This window comes from Streptomyces sp. ME02-8801-2C (assembly GCF_033793965.1).
GTDB lineage: Bacteria > Actinomycetota > Actinomycetes > Streptomycetales > Streptomycetaceae > Streptomyces.
Window position 1 is genome coordinate 852,248 of record NZ_JARAXP010000003.1, and the last position, 18,004, is coordinate 870,251.

Sequence of the window (18,004 nt, forward strand, 5' to 3'; positions counted from 1 at the left end):
GCTCCCCCAGCGCCCTGCAACAGTTGACGGGACATCAGGGGGGGCTGAATGCGTGGCAGCGGACGGTTCGGAACGGGGAGATCCGCGGTCTCGGCCGTCGCGGTGATCGCGACGGTGGCCGGCGCGACCCTGACAGGGGCGGCACCGGCCGGCGGCGCCTCGAGAGCCGCCGGGATCGCGCCGGGCGTGCGCTACGCCCAGTTCGACATCAGGGCGGCCAAGGGAACGACCCACGCCCATCTGCTGAGCGTCGACCTCGGCCACGCGCGCGTCAGGGTCAACCTCCTGCACCCGGGTGCGGTGGCGGCACGGGCCGCCGTCTCCCGGATGAGCGACGCCCACGGGGCTGTCGCGGCTGTCAACGGCGACTTCTTCAACATCAGCGAGACGCAGCATCCCGGGGTCGCGGCCACGGGGGCGCCCGTCGGCCCGGCGATCGCGAGCGGCGCGGTGCTCAAGGCGGCGGTGCCGAACGGTCAGCGCTTCGGGCCCTCGATGCCGCCCGGCGTCACCACCACGGCCGTCCTCGGGGTGGGCACCGACAGAAGGGCCCGGCTGGACAACCTCGCCCTGTCGGGCAGCGTCAGTACGCCGGTGGGGAGCTTCTCGCTCGGCGGGCTCAACCAGTACGCGCTGCCGGTGGGTTCCGTCGGCGCCTTCACGCAGGCCTGGGGCAGCGTCTCCCGGGAGCGGGCGGTGTGCGGCACGGACACGGACCGGGCCGCTCCGTGCGGCACGGACGCCTACGAAGTGACCGTGCGGCGCGGCAGGGTCGTACGGATGACGGAGTCCGCCGGCAGCGGTGCCATCGCCGCCGACACCACGGTTCTGCTGGGCCGGGAAGCGGGCGCGCGGCAGCTGCGGAAGCTGTTCGTCGGCGCGAAGGTCAAGATCAAGAGCCGTCTCGTGGCGGCCAGGAGCCGGGTCCCGTACCGCTTCGCCCTCGGCGGGTATCCGGTACTGAGAGACGGTCGGCCACTGGCCGGCCTCGACACCAGCACCTCCGCCGTGCGCACCGCCGTCGGCATCGCGGACGGCGGGCGCAGACTGCTGCTGCTCGCGGTGGACGGTGCGCCCGACCACCGCAGCGGCCTGACGGCCTCCGAAGTCGCGTCCACCATGCGGAAGTTGGGCTCGGTGGACGCCTTCAACCTGGACGGCGGCGGCTCCACGACCCTCGTCGCCAGAGCGCCCGGAGCGAACAGGGTCACCGTCCGCAACCATCCGACCGGCGGCGCCGAACGTCCCGTCCCGAACGCGATCGGGGTATTCCTGACGTCGTGACGTCCTGCCCCTCAGGGCTTCAGGCTGCTCACGATGTCCGCCGTCGCGGTCAGCCCGCTGTGGATCGTCGGCGCCACGTTCGTGCTCGCCAGATAGAACCCGAGCAGGACACAGACCACGGCGTGACTGGGCTTCAGCGCTCCGTTGCGCAGGAAGACCACCGCCAGGATCAGGAGCAGCACCACCACAGAGATGGAAATGGCCATCGTCAACCTCCTCCGCCACGCCCACTTCGCGGCTTTCGGCCGCAAGTGTGACGTAGCGGAGGGTTCGTCCGTGCGGCTGACATGACGGCCGAACGTGTGGTGTCGCGTGACTACGGGGAAGCCCTGCGTCAGGGGGCGCGCAGGTCGACCAGTTCGGCCAGTGCCTCCCGGTGGGCGCCCGCCGTGCCGTAGGCGATGGAGTCGGCCTTCGCCCGCTTCAGATACAGGTGGACCGGGTGCTCCCACGTCATACCGATGCCGCCGTGCAGTTGCAGCGCCTCCTCGGCCGCTCGGACGGCGACGGGGGCCGCGTAGGCCTGGGCGACGGCGACCGCCACATCGGCGTCGACCCCGTTCGTCAGGGCGTCGGCCGCGTTCCGCGCGGCGGCTCGCAGGCTGACGACCTCCAGCCACAGCTGGGCGAGCCGGTGCTTGAGCGCCTGGAAACCGCCGACGGGCCGGTTGAACTGCTTGCGCTCCTTGAGATGACGGACCGTCTCGGTCAACGTCCATTCCGCGAGGCCGAGTTGTTCGGAGGCGAGCAGTCCTGCTCCGGCACGCAGGGCGCGGCGTACGGCGGGTTCGGCGTCGCCGAGAAGGCGGCACGGCGCCCCGTCCAGGACGACCTTCGCCACCGGCCGGGTCAGGTCGAGGGACACCTGCGGGGTGACGGTGGCCGCGGCGGCGTCCACCGCGTACAGGCCGCCGTCGTCGGCGGGCACCAGCAGCACGTCGGCGACGGCCGCGTCCGCGATACCGGTCAACTCCCCGTGCAGGCCGCCGTCTTCGAACCGTACGACGGGGTAGGCGCTCCCGGCGGGAACGCTCAGCGGGATCGCGAGGGCGCCGATCGTCGTCGCGGACGCCAGCTGGGACAGCAGCTCGTCGGCTCCGCACTCCAGCAGCGCCTCGGTGGCGACGACGGCACTGGTGAGATACGGGACGGGCGCGACCGCCCGCCCCAACTCCTCTATTACGACGGCGACTTCGCGGTGCGTGGCACCCTGGCCGTCCAGTTCCTCGGGGACGAGCAGGCCCGCGAGCCCCATCCCCTCGGTGAGGGACTTCCAGAGCGGGATGTCGTGCGGGGTGTCCGACTCGACGCGGGCGATCACACCCGCCGCCTCGCAGTGGTCGGCCAGCAGATCGCGGACGGCCGCGCGGAGGGCGTCCTCCTCCTCCGAGTACAACAGGTCGGGCTGGGTGCTCATCGGGCGAGGTCCTTCCAGGCGACGTCCTTGTCGGTGCGCGGTTCGCTGGGCAGGCCCAGGACGCGTTCGGCGACGATGTTCAGCAGGACCTCGCTGGTCCCGCCCTCGATGCTGTTGCCCTTGGAGCGGAGGTAGCGGTAACCGGCGTCACGGCCGACGAAGTCCACCAGTTCCGGCCGGCGCATCGTCCAGTCCTCGTACAACAGGCCTTCCTCGCCGAGGAGTTCGACCTCGAGGCCGCTGATCTCCTGGTTGAGGCGGGCGAAGGACAGTTTCATGCCGGCGCCCTCGGGGCCGGGCTGGCCGACGGCGAGCTGCTGGCGCAGCCGCTCCCCCGCGAGCCGGGCGACCTCGGCCTCGACCCACAGCTTGAGCAGCCGCTGATGCAGGTCGTGGGTGCGCAGCTCCGGACGCTCGCGCCAGGTCTTCGTGACCGGGCCGATCATGCCGCCCTCGCGGGGCAGGCGCATGCCCCCGATGGCCACGCGCTCGTTGTTCAGCGTGGTCTGCGCGACCCGCCAGCCGTCGCCGACCTCACCGAGACGGTGGGCGTCCGGGATGCGGACGTCGGTCAGGAAGACCTCGTTGAACTCGGCCTCGCCGGTGACCTGCCGCAGCGGCCGTACCTCCACGCCGGGGTCGGTCATGTCGCAGACGAAGTAGGTGATGCCCTTGTGCTTGGGCACGTCCGGATCGGTGCGGGCGATGAGGATGGCCCAGCGGGCGAGGTGGGCGCTGGACGTCCACACCTTCTGCCCGTTGACGGTCCAGTGGTCCCCCGACCGGACGGCCCGGGTGCCCAGCGCGGCCAGGTCGGAGCCGGCCCCCGGCTCGGAGAACAGCTGGCACCAGACCTCCTCCCCCACCCACAGCGGCCGCAGGAACTGCCGCTTCTGCTCCTCCGTGCCGAAGCGGAGGATGGTCGGGGCGGCCATGCCCAGACCGATACCGATGCGCCGTGGGTCGTTGTCGGGAGCGCCCGCGGCCTCCAACTCGGCGTCCACGACGGCCTGGAGGGCGCGCGGCGCACCGAGCCCGCCCAGCCCCTCCGGGTAGTGCACCCAGGCGAGGCCGGCGTCGAAGCGGGCCTTGAGGAAGTCGAGCCGGTCGGTGGTGGCGGGCGGCTGTGCGGCCAGCAACTCCCGTGTCCGGCGGATGAGTTCAGCGGCGTCGGTCATGCGGCGGCTCCGTTCTCCAGCGAGGGCAGCACGGCGACCCGCCCGGTGGTGGCCCCGTCGGCGACACGCTGCACGGCGGCCGAGGCCCCGCTCAGCGGCACGCGCTCGCTCACCAGCGGGCGAATCGCGCCCTGGGCGGCCAGCTCGGTGAGCTGCTCGTGGCAGTGCTGGACCAGCTTCGGGTTCTTGGTGTTGTAGAGGCCCCAGTGCAGTCCGAGGATCGAGTAGTTCTTCACAAGGGCGTGGTTGAGGCCGGGGCTGGGAATGGCCCCGCTCGCGAACCCGACGACGACGATCCGCCCCTCGAAGGCGACGGCCTTGGCGGACTGGGTGTAGGCCTCCCCGCCGACGGGGTCGTAGATCACGTCGGCCCCCCGCCCCCCGGTGGCTTCCTTCACCGCCCCGACAACGTCCTCCGTACGCCGGTCGATGACGACGTCGCAGCCCAACTCCCGTGCCACGGACACCTTTTCGGCCCCGCCGACGACCCCGATGACGGTGGCTCCTGCGGCCTTTCCGAGCTGTACGGCCGCGCTGCCGACCCCGCCGGCGGCGGCGTGCACGAGCAGTGTCTCGCCGGCCTGCAGGGCGGCCCGCCGATGCAGTCCGAACCAGCCCGTCTGGTAGCCGATGAGAAGGGCGGCGGCCTCGGCGTCGTCCAGCGCCTCGGGGGCCGTGAACAGCCCCCGGGAGTCCGCCACGACGTACTCGGCGAAACCGCCGTACGGCAGGGCGGGGTTGGCGATCACCCGGCGTCCGTCCTCGGTCTCGCCGCAGATCTCGACGCCGGGGGTGAACGGCAGCGGCGGCCTGACCTGGTACTCCCCGCGGCACATCAGCACGTCCGGGAAGTTGATGTTCGCGGCCCGCACCTTCAGCAGCACCTGGCCCTCACCGGGCACCGGCCGCTCCACCTCACCGAGGACCATCACCTCGCCCGGCTCACCGTTCTGGTGCACTTGCCATGCCTGCATGGGGGGCCTCCACGGGACTGCGTTCGCTTGTTCACCTGACCGGACTCGACCGCATACTAAGCGGTCGCTTGCACATCAGGGAACCGTCGAGGAGCGGTCGACGGCAGTCGCGTACGTCACGACCGCTGACCCTTCGCACGAGCGGGCCGCGCCCGTACGTGCATCCGCTCCCCCTGCGGCCCGAACAGGCTGAGGAACTCCACGGGCCCGTCCCCCATCGACCCGAACCAGTGCGGCACGCGCGTGTCGAACTCGGCGGCCTCTCCGGACCCGAGCACCACGTCGTGCTCCCCGAGCACGAGCCGTAGCCGCCCCGCGAGCACGTACACCCACTCGTACCCCTCGTGCGTACGCGGATCGGGCTCCTGGCTGCCGGCCGGGAGGATCACCTTGTAGGCCTGGAGTCCGCCCGGCTGCCGGGTCAGCGGAAGATACGTCCGCCCGTGCCGTTCGATCGGCTTGGCCCGCACCCGGGGATCGTCGACCGGCGGAGCCCCGACCAGCTCGTCGAGCGCGACCCGGTGCGCACGCGCGATGGGCAGCAGCAACTCGAGACTGGGCCGCCGCAGCCCCGACTCCAGCCGCGACAGGGTACTGACGGAGATACCGGTGGCGGCCGAAAGCCCGGCGAGGGTCGCCCCCCGTTCCTTCCGGATCCGCCGCAGACGGGGGCCCACCTCGGCGAGTACCTGGTCGGCGGCGGGCTCGTCGTTCGTGGCATTCATGCCGCCATTGCAGTTTCGGCAAAGAGGTTTGTCAATACGGCAGGGCCGGAGCGACGCTCGCGGTGGAGGTGGTCACCATGACCGAGCAGTACGAGGCGGACACGTACGAGGCCGACATGTACGAGGTCGTCGTCATCGGAGGCGGCGCGGCCGGGCTGTCGGCCGCGCTGGTCCTCGGCCGGGCCCGTTGCCGCACACTGGTCGTCGACGCGGGCGAGCCGCGCAACGCGCCGGCGGCACACATGCAGGGCTATCTGTCCCGCGACGGCATGCCGCCGGCCGAGTTCCTGGCGGTGGGGCGTGCGGAGATCGCCCGGTACGGGGTGGAGCTGGTCGTCGACCGGGTGCTGGACGTCGTCAAGGGCGAGGACTTCACGCTGACGCTGGCGAGCGGGGACCGGACGGTACGTGCCCGGCGGCTGGTCGTCGCGACGGGGTTGCGCGACGAACTCCCCGAAGTACCGGGCGTCGCCGAGCACTTCGGACGGGACGTGCTGCACTGTCCGTTCTGCCACGGCTGGGAGGTGCGGGACCGGGCGTTCGGCGTGCTGGCCTCGACCCCGGCGAGCGTGCACCAGGCGATGCTGGTCGCCCGGTGGTCGAAGGACGTGACGCTGTTCCTGCACACGGTCGCGGAGGAAGAACTCACCGACGAGGCCCTGCGCGGGCTGGCGAGGGCAGGGGTGAAGGTCGTCCCCGGTGAGGTCGAGTGCCTCACGTCGGACGCCGGCCGTGTCACCGGCGTACGCCTCAGGAACGGCACGACGCATGCCCGGGAGACGGTGTTCGTCGCGCCCCGGGCCGTCCCGCGCAACGCCCTGTTCGAGACCCTGGGCGCGGAACTGACGGAGACCCCGTTCGGCACGTACCCCAAGGTGGACGCGACGGGCCTGACGACCGTGCCGGGCGTCTGGGCGGCCGGGAACGCGATCGGCTTCGGCGAACAGGTGATCCACGCGGCGAGCGGCGGCTACCGCGCGGCCACAGCGATCGTGGCGGACCTGGTGTTCTCGGAGGTGTCACCCGGTATGTAGCGCCCGCGGCGGAGCGGGGGCGCCGACCGTGCCGTTTCGACCAGCATCGAAACCATGGCGGCGGACGCGCCCCCGCACGGAGCATGTCGTGGCCAGGCTCAAGTGGAACCCGTGAATTCAGGAGGAATCATCGTGACCCACTCACCTGCCCACGAGACTCAGGCCCGCCCCGAGAGCCGACCGTCCGTCGAGGAGGACCTCGACCTCGTGATCGGCGAACTGGAGCAGCAGATCCCGGATCGCACCCGTGCCGCGGCCAACACCTGCCAGGGCTGGTACTGCGTCTGATCCTGGCCCCGGCCACCACGCCCCACCGGAGAAGCGCGGTGCCGCCCAGCCGAACGGGGGGCGGCACCGCGTATGGGATTCTCAGTCCCCGCCGGGCCCGGCCCAGTCGACCCCCGCCCGGGTGTGCATCCGCCACCCCCGTTGCACCATGGCTGCATGCTTCTGACCAGGCTCGCCCACGTGTCCCAGGAAGTCGCCGCCACCTCCGCCCGGTCACGCAAAATCGCGCTGCTCGCCGAACTGTTCCGGGACGCGGGCCCGGACGACGTGCCGATCGTCATCCCCTATCTCGCCGGCCGTCTGCCGCAGGGCCGGCTCGGCATCGGCTGGAAGGTGCTGGACCAGCAGGTCCCCGGCGCCGCCGAGCCCACCCTCACCGTCCTCGACGTGGACGCCCGGCTCACCGCGATCGGCGCGGTCACCGGAGGCGGCTCCCAGGCCGAACGCAGGCGTCTCATGGGCGAGTTGCTGGCCGCCGCCACCGCGGACGAGCAGCGTTTCCTGTTCGCGCTGATCACCGGCGAGGTACGGCAGGGCGCGCTGGACGCGGTCGCCGTGGAGGGACTGGCGGCGGCCACCGAGGCCCCGGCCGCGGACGTACGACGGGCGGTGATGCTCGCCGGCGCCATCCAGCCCGTCGCGCAGGCACTGCTCGCCGACGGACCTACCGCGCTCGCCCGTTTCCGGCTCACCGTGGGCCGGCCCGTCCTGCCGATGCTCGCGCACAGCGCCTCCTCGGTGCGGGAGGCCGTCGAGAAGCTCGGTGCGTGTGCCGTCGAGGAGAAACTGGACGGCATCCGGGTCCAGGTCCACCGGGACGGCGACGACGTACGTCTCTACACCCGCACGCTCGACGACATCACCGACCGACTGCCCGAACTGACCACCGCCGCACGGACGTTGAGAGGCGAGCGGTTCATCCTGGACGGCGAGGTGATCGCCCTCGACGCGACCGGGCGCCCGCGTTCCTTCCAGGAGACCGCCGGGCGCGTCGGCTCGCGCGTGGACGTGGCAACGGCGGCCCGGGAGACACCCGTGTCGCCCGTCTTCTTCGACGCCCTGTCGGTCGACGGCCACGACCTCCTCGACCTGCCGTTCGCCGAGCGGCACACGGCTCTGGCCCGCCTGGTCCCGGAGCCGATGCGGGTACGGCGTCTGCTGGCCGGCGGCCCCGCCGATCTGCCCGCCGCCGAGCAGTTCCTCGCCGACACGCTCGAGCGCGGCCACGAGGGTGTCGTCGTCAAGGCCCTCGACGCCGCCTACAGCGCGGGCCGGCGCGGTGCGGCCTGGCTGAAGGTCAAGCCCGTCCACACACTCGACCTGGTGGTGCTGGCGGCCGAATGGGGGCATGGACGCCGTACCGGCAAGCTGTCGAACCTCCATCTCGCGGCCCGTAACCCCGACGGGTCGTTCGCCATGCTCGGCAAGACCTTCAAGGGCATGACCGACGCGATGCTGACCTGGCAGACCGAACGGCTCAGGGAGCTGGCCGTGTCGGACGACGGCTGGGTGGTGACCGTACGGCCCGAACTGGTCGTCGAGATCGCCTACGACGGCCTCCAGCGGTCCACCCGCTACCCGGCCGGTGTCACCCTCCGCTTCGCCCGCGTCGTCCGCTACCGGGAGGACAAGACGCCGGAGGAGGCGGACACGGTCGAGACCCTGCTCGCCGCGCACCCGGAGGCGACCCGGTGACGGAGAGGGCGCCCGCGCGGGTGCGGCGCAGCGCCGGCCTGCTGCTGTTCCGGCGGGCCGCGTCCGGTCGGGAGAGCGACGGTCTGGAGGTCCTGCTCGGGCACATGGGCGGGCCCTTCTTCGCCCGGCGCGATGCCGGGGCCTGGACGATTCCCAAGGGCGAGTACGGGGACGGGGAGGCGGCCTGGGACGCGGCGCGCCGCGAGTTCCGGGAGGAACTGGGGCTGGCGCCGCCCGACGGTGAGGCCGTACCGCTGGGCGAGGTCAGGCAGGCCGGCGGGAAGCTGGTCACGGCGTGGGCGGTCGAGGCGGACCTCGACCCGGCCACCGTGGTGCCGGGCACCTTCCGGATGGAGTGGCCCCGGGGGTCGGGCCAGGAGCGGGAGTTCCCCGAACTGGACGAGGTGCGGTGGTTCGGGCTCGAAGCGGCGCGAACGGTGATCGTGAAGGCGCAGGGCGGGTTTCTGGACCGGCTGACGGAGCACTCGGGGCGCTGAGACCGTGCCGGTGGCCGGCCGCGTACACGTTGCGGGGGCCGTCGGCGCGCGGGAAGGTCTAAGGACAGCTTTCGAGCAGGAGGCACGGCATGCCCATCGCGACGGTGAACCCGGCGAACGGCGAGACGCTCAAGACGTACGAGGCGATGAACGGCGAGGAGATCGAGCGCAGGCTCGCGACCGCCGAAACCGCCTTCCGTACGTACCGTACGACCGGCTTCGCCGAGCGTGCCCGGCTGTTGGGCCGGGCCGCGGCCCTGCTCGACGAGGACCGGGACGACATCGCCCGCACCATGACGACCGAGATGGGCAAGCCGGTCAAGCAGGCCCGCGCGGAGGCCGCGAAGTGCGCGAAGGCGATGCGCTGGTACGCCGACCACGCCGAGGAGCTCCTCGCCGATGAGAAGCCCGCCGAGGCCGACGTCAAGGACTCCGGCGGGTCCCGGGCCGTGGTCCGTTACCGGCCGCTGGGGCCGGTGCTCGCGGTGATGCCGTGGAACTTCCCGCTCTGGCAGGTGATCCGCTTCGCCGCGCCGGCGCTGATGGCGGGCAACGTGGGCCTGCTCAAGCATGCCTCGAACGTCCCGCAGACCGCCCTCTACCTGGAAGATCTGTTCCGGCGGGCGGGTTACCCCGAGGGCTGCTTCCAGACGCTGCTGATCGGGTCGGGCGCGGTCGAGGAGATCCTGCGCGACCCCCGGGTACGGGCGGCCACGCTCACCGGCAGCGAGCCCGCCGGGCGCGCGGTGGCGTCAGTCGCCGGGGACGAGATCAAGCGGACGGTCCTTGAGCTGGGCGGCAGCGACCCGTACATCGTCCTGCCGTCCGCCGATGTCGAACGGGCCGCGCAGGTGGCGGTCACCGCGCGTGTGCAGAACAACGGGCAGTCGTGCATCGCCGCCAAGCGGTTCATCGTGCACACGGACGTCTTCGACGCGTTCACGGAACACTTCCGGGCGGCCATGGCGGCGCTGAAGGTCGGCGATCCGCTGGCCGAGGACACGGAGGTCGGACCGCTCGCGAGGGAGCAGGGGCGCGCGGATCTGGAGGAGCTGGTCGACGAGGCCGTGGAGAGCGGCGCGACGGTCGTGTGCGGTGGCGAACGTCCCGAGGGGTTCATGGACAACGGCTGGTATTACGCGCCGACCGTCCTCGCCGACGTGACACCCGAGATGCGCATCCACCAGGAGGAGACGTTCGGCCCGGTCGCGACGCTGTACCGCGTGGCCGACCTGGACGAGGCGTTGGCGATCGCCAACGACACGCCCTTCGGCCTCAGTTCGAACGTGTGGACCCGCGACGAGGCCGAGGTGGACCGCCTCGCACGGGATCTGGAGGCGGGCGGCGTGTTCGTCAACGGGATGACCGCGTCCCACCCGGCGTTCCCGTTCGGCGGCGTCAAGCGGTCCGGATACGGGCGTGAGCTGTCGGGACACGGAATCCGAGAGTTCTGCAACATCACCACGGTATGGCACGGAGCGTGAGCGTTCCGCGGCTACGATCGCCCTTGTGAACCGCGAAGTGACTCTGCCTCTGATCGTCGACGACCGCGGCACGTTGCAGGTTGCCGCCTCCGACGTCAGCAAACTGCTGCGCACGGTCGGCGGTCGCTGGCTGCATCTGGTGGAGGCCGGCCAGGACCTCGACGAGGACACCGTGGCTGCCCTCACCATCGAACTGGCCAAACTGGCCGACCGCATCGACGTGGCCTGCATCGCCCACAGCAGCGGGAGCGCCCCATAGGGGCGCGGGGAACTGCGCGACCAGCCACAGCGCACCCGCAGCCCGCACACGACCGCACCCGCACGGCGCTACCGAATCGGCATCCCCGCAAGCGTTCGCGCAATCACCAACCGCTGAATCTCACTCGTACCCTCAAAAATGGTGTAGATCGCCGCATCGCGGTGCATCCGCTCGACCGGGTACTCCCGGGTGTACCCGTTCCCCCCGAGTATCTGAATCGCCTGCCCGGTCACCTTCTTCGCCGTCTCGCTGGCGAACAGCTTCGACATCGACCCCTCCGCCGCCGTGAACGGCTTCCCGTTGATCGCCATCCACGACGCCCGCCACGTCAGCAGCCGCGCCGCGTCGATGGACGTACGCATGTCGGCGAGCTGGAAGGCGACGCCCTGGTTGTCGATGATCGGGCGGCCGAACTGCTCACGGGTCCGCGCGTAGTCGAGGGCGACCTCGTACGCGGCCCGGGCGGTGCCCACGGCCATCGCGGCGACGGCCGGCCGGCTCGCCTCGAACGTGGCCATCGCCGCGTTCTTCACCCTCCCCCAGCCTCCGGCCGGGGGGACCCCCATCTCGCTTCGCTCGCCGCCGGACTTGGCACGCTCGTGGGCCCGGGCGAGGCGCTCGTCGAGCTTCTGCTTGCCGCCGAGCAGGCAGGAGCCGGGAACGCGCACGTTCTCGAGGACGACCTCGGCGGTGTGCGAGGCGCGGATGCCGTGCTTCTTGAACTTCTGGCCCTGGGACAGGCCGGGCGTGTTCGGCGGGACGATGAACGAGGCGTGGCCCTTGGAGCCCAGGTCCGCGTCGACCACGGCGACGACCACGTGGACGTTGGCGATGCCACCGTTGGTCGCCCAGGTCTTCGTACCGTTGAGGACCCACTCGTCCTTGGCCTCGTCGTACACGGCACGCGTGCGCATGGAGGCGACGTCGGAGCCTGCGTCGGGCTCGGAGGAGCAGAAGGCGGCGACCTTGACATCGTTGGCGTCGCCGTACATCTGGGGGATCCAGGTGCCGACCTGCTCCTCGGTGCCGTTGGCGAGGACGCCTACGGCGGCGAGGCCGGTGCCGACGATGGACAGGGCGATGCCCGCGTCACCCCAGAAGAGTTCCTCCATGGCCATCGGGATGCCGAGTCCGGTGGGGTCGAAGTACTGCTGGGCGTAGAAGTCCAGCGAGTAGATACCGACCTTCGCGGCCTCCTGGATGACCGGCCAGGGAGTCTCCTCGCGCTCGTCCCACTCGGCGGCGGCGGGCCGGATCACATCGGCGGCGAACCCGTGGAGCCAGTCGCGGACCTCTTTCTGTTCGTCGTTGAGCTCCATGGTGAATTCGGCCATGACCCCTCCATCGCTGCACTAGCATGTTACCTACGGTAACTGGAGTCTGTTACCCGCCGGTAGGAAAAGTCAACTCCCAGACGACGGTCGGCAGCCCGTTCGATGAGCATGAGCCGATCAGTGCTAGTTTGCGCAAGCGTCACCGAAATCAGCACGGGTGGGGAGAAACCATGGACACCACGCAGCAGAACGATCAGCAGCGGTCCGCCGACCGCCGCCGGCGCGAGCTGCTGGAGGCCGCGGACCGGGTCGTGCTGCGCGACGGCCCCGGCGCCTCGATGAACGCCATCGCCGCCGAGGCCGGCATCACCAAACCGATCCTCTACCGCCACTTCGGTGACAAGGGCGGACTCTACGCCGCCCTGGCCAAGCGGCACACGGACGCCCTGCTCGACTCCCTGCGGGCCGCGCTGGACGCTCCGGCGGAGCGGCGGGAGCGGGTCGAGGCCACCCTGGACACCTACCTCGCGGCGATCGAGGCGCGGCCCCAGGTGTACCGGTTCCTGATGCACCCCGCGGACGCGGTGTCACCCGGTGATCCCGGGTTCGATGTGCGGAAGCACTCGTTGCCGTTGCTGCGGCTGATGGGTGAGGAGTTGGCCCAGGTGATCGAGGATCGGCTGGATCTTGGTCCCGGGAGTCAGCAGTTGGCTCGGGTGTGGGGGCACGGGATAGTCGGGATGATGCATGCGGCCGGGGACTGGTGGTTGGGGGAACAGCCCTGTTCCCGGGCCGAGTTGGTGCGGAGTTTGGCTGATTTGTTGTGGGGGCGGTTGGCTGCGGCCGGGGATCGCGTGGGGGGTCCGGGGTTCTGAGGGTTGTGTGTTGTCCGCGGGCCGGTGGGGGCTTGTCGCCCAGTTCCCCGCGCCCCTAGGTGAGTTCACTGGCCCTGTGCCAAGAAGCTCGGGTTGCTTGTCGCATGAGTTTCTTGTGGCGCCAGCCCGTTACTCGGTCCGCGTATGTCCTGCCTTCCAAGTGGTCGATCTCGTGTTGAAGGCAGCGGGCGAAGAAGCCCGTGCCCTCGATCCGCACCGGGTCGCCCGTCACCGTGAAGCCCTCGACCACCGCCTCGTCGTGGCGTTCCGTGCCTGCCTCCAGGCCGGGGAGGGACAGGCAGCCCTCGGGGCCCCGCAGGACCAGGCCGTCGGCCCGCACCAGGCGTGGGTTGACCACATGGCCGACGTGGCGGACGTCCTCGTCGTCGGGGCAGTCGTAGACGAAGACCCTCAGGGGGCGGCCGATCTGGCTCGATGAACGCCATCGCCGCCGAGGCCGGCATCACCAAACCGATCCTCTACCGCCACTTCGGTGACAAGGGCGGACTCTACGCCGCCCTGGCCAAGCGGCACACGGACGCCCTGCTCGACTCCCTGCGGGCCGCGCTGGACGCTCCGGCGGAGCGGCGGGAGCGGGTCGAGGCCACCCTGGACACCTACCTCGCGGCGATCGAGGCGCGGCCCCAGGTGTACCGGTTCCTGATGCACCCCGCGGACGCGGTGTCACCCGGTGATCCCGGGTTCGATGTGCGGAAGCACTCGTTGCCGTTGCTGCGGCTGATGGGTGAGGAGTTGGCCCAGGTGATCGAGGATCGGCTGGATCTTGGTCCCGGGAGTCAGCAGTTGGCTCGGGTGTGGGGGCACGGGATAGTCGGGATGATGCATGCGGCCGGGGACTGGTGGTTGGGGGAACAGCCCTGTTCCCGGGCCGAGTTGGTGCGGAGTTTGGCTGATTTGTTGTGGGGGCGGTTGGCTGCGGCCGGGGATCGCGTGGGGGGTCCGGGGTTCTGAGGGTTGTGTGTTGTCCGCGGGCCGGTGGGGGCTTGTCGCCCAGTTCCCCGCGCCCCTAGGTGAGTTCACTGGCCCTGTGCCAAGAAGCTCGGGTTGCTTGTCGCATGAGTTTCTTGTGGCGCCAGCCCGTTACTCGGTCCGCGTATGTCCTGCCTTCCAAGTGGTCGATCTCGTGTTGAAGGCAGCGGGCGAAGAAGCCCGTGCCCTCGATCCGCACCGGGTCGCCCGTCACCGTGAAGCCCTCGACCACCGCCTCGTCGTGGCGTTCCGTGCCTGCCTCCAGGCCGGGGAGGGACAGGCAGCCCTCGGGGCCCCGCAGGACCAGGCCGTCGGCCCGCACCAGGCGTGGGTTGACCACATGGCCGACGTGGCGGACGTCCTCGTCGTCGGGGCAGTCGTAGACGAAGACCCTCAGGGGGCGGCCGATCTGGTTCGCGGCGAGGCCCACGCCCTGGGCGGCGTACATCGTTGCGAACATGTCCTCTACGAGCCGCGCCAGTTCGGCGTCGAAGTGTGAGACTTCCGCGCAGGGGCTGTGCAGAACCGGGTCGCCGAGCAGTGTCAGGGGGCGGACGCGCCCTCGGGTGCCCGGGATGGAGCCTTGTCGCATGGCCGCAAGGGTACGGTCACCCATGTCGCGCGGGTGCCGTGGTGGTGCCGCGATGCGGATCCGGTAATCGGATCTCGATAGGCTGAGGTCCACACCACGTGGCCGGAGGCAGAGGCGCGGCGCGTACGCAAGGAGGATCGAGATCTGATGGCAGGCAACTCGGACCCGCTCACTCCGCGGGCCAAGCTGGCGGTGACGGCCGGCAAGGCCGTCGCGGCGGCATCGCGTGCGGCAGGGCGCGGCAGCGGGTCGGTGATCGGCGGCAAGGTAGCCCTCAAACTCGACCCCGATCTCCTCGCCCGACTCGCGCAGAACCTCGACGTGATCCTCGTCTCGGCGACCAACGGCAAGACCACGACCACGCGGCTCATCGCGGAGGCCCTGCGGGCCGCCGGGCCGGTCGTGTCGAACGCGCTCGGCGCCAACATGCCCGCGGGCATCACCTCGGCGCTCGCGGGCGGTTCGGACGCCAAGTTCGGGGTCATCGAGGTCGACGAGAAGTACCTCGCCGGTGTCGCCAGGGACACGGACCCCAAGTGCATCGCGCTCCTCAACCTCTCGCGCGACCAGCTCGACCGCGCCGCCGAGACCCGCATGCTCGCCGAGAACTGGCGTGAGGGGCTCGCCGGTTCGAAGGCCGTGATCGTCGCCAACGCCGACGACCCGCTGATCGTGTGGGCCGCCTCCTCCTCCCCCAACGTGATCTGGGTCGCCGCCGGCCAGATGTGGAAGGACGACGCCTGGTCCTGCCCGTCCTGCGGTGGCGTGATGCAGCGCCCCGGCGACGACTGGTTCTGCGGTCAGTGCGGCTTCCGCCGCCCGACGCCGAGTTGGGCCCTGTCCGGCGACCATGTGCTCGATCCGCACGGGTCCGCCTGGCCGATCCACCTCCAGCTGCCCGGGCGCGCCAACAAGTCGAACGCCGCCGCCTCCGCGGCTGTCGCGGCCGTGTTCGGCGTACCGCCGCAGGTCGGCCTGGAGCGCATGTACCAGGTGCAGGCCGTGGCCGGACGGTACGACGTCGTGCAGTTCATGCAGCGGGATCTGCGGCTGCTGCTCGCCAAGAACCCGGCCGGCTGGCTGGAGACGTTCTCCCTGATCGACCCGCCGCCGACCCCGGTCATCCTCTCGGTCAACGCGCGGGGCGCCGACGGCACCGACACCTCGTGGCTGTGGGACGTCGACTACACGCAGCTCACCGGGCACCCGATCTTCGTCATCGGCGACCGCAAACTGGACCTCGCGGTGCGCCTCGAGGTGGCCAACCAGCACTTCCAGGTCTGCGAGAACGCCGACCAGGCCGTGCAGATGGCGCCGCCCGGCCGGATCGAGGTCATCGCGAACTACACCGCCTTCCAGGATCTGCGCCGCCGCGTCGGCAACTGACCACTGCCGCCAACGACCACTGAGGACGATCACTTCATGAGCGACAACCAGCTGCGTCTGGTGTGGATCTACCCGGACCTGCTCAGCACGTACGGCGACCAGGGCAACGCGCTCGTCGTGGAACGCCGGGCCCGGCAGCGCGGCCTCGACGTGGCACGGCTCGACGTGCGCAGCGACCAGCCGATCCCCACCTCCGGCGACATCTATCTCATCGGCGGCGGCGAGGACCGGCCGCAGCGGCTCGCCGCGGAGCGGCTGCGGCGCGACGGTGGTCTGCACCGGGCCGTCGGCAACGGCGCGATCGTGTTCTCGGTGTGCGCCGGGTACCAGATCCTCGGCCACGAGTTCATCAACGACCTCGGTCAGCGCGAGCCCGGCCTCGGACTCCTCGACGTGGTCTCCGTGCGCGGCGAGGGCGAGCGGTGCGTGGGCGACGTACTCGGGGACATCGACGCGCGCCTCGGCCTGCCTCCGCTGACCGGCTTCGAGAACCACCAGGGTGTCACCCACCTCGGCCCCACCGCCCGCCCGTTCGCGAAGGTGCGGCTCGGCAACGGCAACGGCACGGGGGACGGCACGGAGGGCGCGTACAACGACACGGTCTTCGGTACGTACATGCACGGGCCCGTGCTCGCCCGCAACCCGCTGATCGCGGACCTGCTGCTGAAGCTGGCCCTCGACGTCAACGCGCTGCCGCCGACCGACGACCGCTGGTACGAGGCACTGCGCAACGAGCGGATCACCTCGGCGCAGCAGCAGCCCGCCTGACCTGCGCGCACCCCCGCTCCCGCCGCGACCTGTACACCTGCCGTGCGCGTCGGCGACACCGGCCCGTCTGACGGGGTATCCGCACAGGTGAGCGCGGGTGTCCAGCACGCGGACGGGTGCTACGGCCCAGGTCCCCGCCGCCGGTATGGTGGCGGGGATCGAGCCGGACAGCGCCGTCCGGTCCCGGCCCACGTGGAGAAGGTTTACGGGCGATGCGCATTGGTGTCCTGACGTCCGGCGGCGACTGCCCCGGCCTGAACGCCGTCATCCGGTCCGTCGTGCACCGCGCCGTAGTGGACCACGGTGACGAGGTCATCGGCTTCCGGGACGGCTGGAAGGGCCTCCTGGAGTGCGACTACCTGAAGCTCGACCTCGACGCGGTGAGCGGCATCCTCGCTCGCGGCGGCACCATCCTCGGCTCCTCCCGGGTCCGCCCCGAGCATCTGCGGGACGGTGTGGAGCGGGCCAAGGGCCATGTCGCCGAGCTCGGGCTCGACGCGATCATCCCGATCGGCGGCGAGGGCACGCTCAAGGCGGCCCGGCTGCTGTCCGACAACGGCCTGCCGATAGTGGGCGTACCGAAGACCATCGACAACGACATCGCGGTCACGGACGTCACCTTCGGCTTCGACACGGCCGTCGGGGTCGCCACCGAGGCCCTGGACCGGCTGAAGACCACCGCCGAGTCGCATCAGCGCGTCCTGATCGTCGAGGTCATGGGCCGCCACACCGGCTGGATCGCCCTGCACTCCGGCATGGCCGCGGGCGCCCACGCCATCGTCGTCCCCGAACGCCCCTTCGACATCGACGAGTTGGCCGCGCGGGTCGGCGAACGCTTCGAGGCGGGCAAGCGGTTCGCGATCGTCGTCGCCGCGGAGGGCGCGAAGCCGCGCGAGGGCTCGATGGAGTTCGACGAGGGCGGCAAGGACGTGTACGGCCATGAGCGCTTCGCCGGGATCGCCCGGCAGCTCTCCCTGGAGCTGGAGGAGCGGCTCGGGAAGGAGGCGCGGCCGGTGATTCTGGGGCATGTGCAGCGGGGTGGGACGCCCACGGCGTATGACCGGGTGCTGGCTACCCGGTTCGGGTGGCATGCGGTGGAGGCTGTGCATCGGGGGGAGTTCGGGCGGATGACGGCGCTTCGGGGTACGGACATCGTGATGGTGTCGTTGGCTGAGGCTGTGGAGACGTTGAAGACGGTTCCTGAGGCTCGGTACGCCGAAGCCGAGTGTGTGCTTTGAGGTTGTACGTCGAGTGCCGGTCCGGTGGGGGCTTGTCGCGCAGTTC

18 protein-coding genes and 2 pseudogenes are annotated in these 18,004 nt (G+C 71.0%); 12 read left to right on the top strand and 8 right to left on the bottom strand.

All coding sequences use genetic code 11. The features are described 5' to 3' along the window. Positions 1-48: 48 nt before the first annotated feature. Complete coding sequence (locus PV396_RS12715; RefSeq protein WP_319203764.1) at positions 49-1,284, top strand: phosphodiester glycosidase family protein; 1,236 nt, start codon at positions 49-51, stop codon at positions 1,282-1,284. Between the two features lie 11 nt (positions 1,285-1,295). On the opposite strand, the gene PV396_RS12720 is transcribed toward PV396_RS12715, so the two are convergent. The 5 genes from PV396_RS12720 to PV396_RS12740 all read right to left on the bottom strand — a co-directional run bounded on the left by PV396_RS12720 (position 1,296) and on the right by PV396_RS12740 (position 5,578). Then, positions 1,296-1,490 carry a hypothetical protein gene (locus tag PV396_RS12720; protein WP_319098300.1) on the bottom strand — a complete coding sequence of 65 codons (195 nt, stop codon included), beginning with the start codon at positions 1,488-1,490 and terminating at the stop codon, positions 1,296-1,298. 128 nt (positions 1,491-1,618) lie between these two features. Next, positions 1,619-2,701 carry an acyl-CoA dehydrogenase family protein gene (locus tag PV396_RS12725; protein WP_319203766.1) on the bottom strand — a complete coding sequence of 361 codons (1,083 nt, stop codon included), beginning with the start codon at positions 2,699-2,701 and terminating at the stop codon, positions 1,619-1,621. Beyond that, on the bottom strand, positions 2,698-3,879 hold the full coding sequence (locus PV396_RS12730; RefSeq protein WP_319203768.1) for an acyl-CoA dehydrogenase family protein: 1,182 nt from the start codon (positions 3,877-3,879) through the stop codon (positions 2,698-2,700). The genes PV396_RS12725 and PV396_RS12730 overlap by 4 nt, the downstream gene beginning before the upstream one ends. Beyond that, entirely contained in the window at positions 3,876-4,853 is a 978-nt protein-coding gene (locus tag PV396_RS12735; protein WP_319203770.1) for an NADPH:quinone oxidoreductase family protein, read from the bottom strand. Before PV396_RS12735 ends, PV396_RS12730 begins: the two co-directional genes overlap by 4 nt. A 116-nt stretch (positions 4,854-4,969) precedes the next feature. Further along, positions 4,970-5,578 carry an XRE family transcriptional regulator gene (locus tag PV396_RS12740; protein WP_319203772.1) on the bottom strand — a complete coding sequence of 203 codons (609 nt, stop codon included), beginning with the start codon at positions 5,576-5,578 and terminating at the stop codon, positions 4,970-4,972. 77 nt (positions 5,579-5,655) lie between these two features. Between PV396_RS12740 and PV396_RS12745 the strand changes: the two genes are divergently transcribed. The 6 genes from PV396_RS12745 to PV396_RS12770 all read left to right on the top strand — a co-directional run bounded on the left by PV396_RS12745 (position 5,656) and on the right by PV396_RS12770 (position 10,835). Continuing rightward, entirely contained in the window at positions 5,656-6,612 is a 957-nt protein-coding gene (locus tag PV396_RS12745) for an NAD(P)/FAD-dependent oxidoreductase (protein WP_319203774.1), read from the top strand. Positions 6,613-6,744: 132 nt separating this feature from the next. Continuing rightward, a complete protein-coding gene (locus PV396_RS12750; RefSeq protein ID WP_319203776.1) occupies positions 6,745-6,900 on the top strand; it encodes a hypothetical protein in 156 nt (51 codons plus the stop codon). Between the two features lie 156 nt (positions 6,901-7,056). Further along, entirely contained in the window at positions 7,057-8,595 is a 1,539-nt protein-coding gene (locus PV396_RS12755) for an ATP-dependent DNA ligase (protein ID WP_319203777.1), read from the top strand. Beyond that, a complete protein-coding gene (locus PV396_RS12760; protein WP_319203779.1) occupies positions 8,592-9,092 on the top strand; it encodes an NUDIX domain-containing protein in 501 nt (166 codons plus the stop codon). The genes PV396_RS12755 and PV396_RS12760 overlap by 4 nt, the downstream gene beginning before the upstream one ends. 89 nt (positions 9,093-9,181) lie before the next feature. Continuing rightward, positions 9,182-10,576, top strand: coding sequence for an NADP-dependent succinic semialdehyde dehydrogenase (locus tag PV396_RS12765; protein WP_319203781.1), 1,395 nt, complete (start codon positions 9,182-9,184; stop codon positions 10,574-10,576). A 25-nt stretch (positions 10,577-10,601) separates the two neighbouring features. Next, positions 10,602-10,835 (top strand): DUF6213 family protein, encoded by a 234-nt coding sequence (locus PV396_RS12770; protein WP_319203783.1) that lies wholly within the window; start codon positions 10,602-10,604, stop codon positions 10,833-10,835. A gap of 68 nt (positions 10,836-10,903) precedes the next feature. On the opposite strand, the gene PV396_RS12775 is transcribed toward PV396_RS12770, so the two are convergent. Then, positions 10,904-12,169 (bottom strand): acyl-CoA dehydrogenase family protein, encoded by a 1,266-nt coding sequence (locus tag PV396_RS12775; protein ID WP_319203785.1) that lies wholly within the window; start codon positions 12,167-12,169, stop codon positions 10,904-10,906. 170 nt (positions 12,170-12,339) lie between these two features. On the opposite strand from PV396_RS12775, the gene PV396_RS12780 reads away from it, so the two are divergent. Further along, entirely contained in the window at positions 12,340-12,984 is a 645-nt protein-coding gene (locus PV396_RS12780; protein ID WP_319203787.1) for a TetR family transcriptional regulator, read from the top strand. 55 nt (positions 12,985-13,039) lie between these two features. Here the strand turns inward: PV396_RS12780 and PV396_RS12785 are convergent. After that, a pseudogene (locus PV396_RS12785) lies at positions 13,040-13,423 on the bottom strand (peptide deformylase); the annotation flags it as partial. On the opposite strand from PV396_RS12785, the pseudogene PV396_RS12790 reads away from it, so the two are divergent. Beyond that, positions 13,405-13,956 (top strand): annotated as a pseudogene (locus tag PV396_RS12790) (TetR family transcriptional regulator); the annotation flags it as partial. The pseudogenes PV396_RS12785 and PV396_RS12790 sit on opposite strands and share 19 nt — an antisense overlap. Before the next feature lie 55 nt (positions 13,957-14,011). Here the strand turns inward: PV396_RS12790 and def are convergent. Further along, complete coding sequence (gene def / locus PV396_RS12795) at positions 14,012-14,566, bottom strand: peptide deformylase (protein WP_319203790.1); 555 nt, start codon at positions 14,564-14,566, stop codon at positions 14,012-14,014. A gap of 147 nt (positions 14,567-14,713) precedes the next feature. Between def and PV396_RS12800 the strand changes: the two genes are divergently transcribed. The 3 genes from PV396_RS12800 (at position 14,714) to PV396_RS12810 (ending at position 17,958) form a co-directional block, all read left to right on the top strand. After that, positions 14,714-15,952 (top strand): MurT ligase domain-containing protein, encoded by a 1,239-nt coding sequence (locus tag PV396_RS12800; protein ID WP_319203792.1) that lies wholly within the window; start codon positions 14,714-14,716, stop codon positions 15,950-15,952. 36 nt (positions 15,953-15,988) lie between these two features. Then, positions 15,989-16,720 carry a type 1 glutamine amidotransferase gene (locus PV396_RS12805; protein ID WP_319203794.1) on the top strand — a complete coding sequence of 244 codons (732 nt, stop codon included), beginning with the start codon at positions 15,989-15,991 and terminating at the stop codon, positions 16,718-16,720. A gap of 212 nt (positions 16,721-16,932) precedes the next feature. After that, positions 16,933-17,958, top strand: coding sequence for a 6-phosphofructokinase (locus tag PV396_RS12810; RefSeq protein WP_319203796.1), 1,026 nt, complete (start codon positions 16,933-16,935; stop codon positions 17,956-17,958). Positions 17,959-18,004 lie beyond the last annotated feature (46 nt).

Coding starts and splice junctions, on each gene's coding strand:
- PV396_RS12715 (WP_319203764.1), top strand. CDS start 49: ATGCGTGGCAGCGGACGGTTCGGAACGGGGAGATCCGCGGTCTCGGCC.
- PV396_RS12720 (WP_319098300.1), bottom strand. CDS start 1,490: ATGGCCATTTCCATCTCTGTGGTGGTGCTGCTCCTGATCCTGGCGGTG.
- def (WP_319203790.1), bottom strand. CDS start 14,566: ATGCGACAAGGCTCCATCCCGGGCACCCGAGGGCGCGTCCGCCCCCTG.
- PV396_RS12725 (WP_319203766.1), bottom strand. CDS start 2,701: ATGAGCACCCAGCCCGACCTGTTGTACTCGGAGGAGGAGGACGCCCTC.
- PV396_RS12805 (WP_319203794.1), top strand. CDS start 15,989: ATGAGCGACAACCAGCTGCGTCTGGTGTGGATCTACCCGGACCTGCTC.
- PV396_RS12810 (WP_319203796.1), top strand. CDS start 16,933: ATGCGCATTGGTGTCCTGACGTCCGGCGGCGACTGCCCCGGCCTGAAC.
- PV396_RS12740 (WP_319203772.1), bottom strand. CDS start 5,578: ATGAATGCCACGAACGACGAGCCCGCCGCCGACCAGGTACTCGCCGAG.
- PV396_RS12800 (WP_319203792.1), top strand. CDS start 14,714: ATGGCAGGCAACTCGGACCCGCTCACTCCGCGGGCCAAGCTGGCGGTG.
- PV396_RS12730 (WP_319203768.1), bottom strand. CDS start 3,879: ATGACCGACGCCGCTGAACTCATCCGCCGGACACGGGAGTTGCTGGCC.
- PV396_RS12735 (WP_319203770.1), bottom strand. CDS start 4,853: ATGCAGGCATGGCAAGTGCACCAGAACGGTGAGCCGGGCGAGGTGATG.
- PV396_RS12745 (WP_319203774.1), top strand. CDS start 5,656: ATGACCGAGCAGTACGAGGCGGACACGTACGAGGCCGACATGTACGAG.
- PV396_RS12780 (WP_319203787.1), top strand. CDS start 12,340: ATGGACACCACGCAGCAGAACGATCAGCAGCGGTCCGCCGACCGCCGC.
- PV396_RS12775 (WP_319203785.1), bottom strand. CDS start 12,169: ATGGCCGAATTCACCATGGAGCTCAACGACGAACAGAAAGAGGTCCGC.
- PV396_RS12755 (WP_319203777.1), top strand. CDS start 7,057: ATGCTTCTGACCAGGCTCGCCCACGTGTCCCAGGAAGTCGCCGCCACC.
- PV396_RS12765 (WP_319203781.1), top strand. CDS start 9,182: ATGCCCATCGCGACGGTGAACCCGGCGAACGGCGAGACGCTCAAGACG.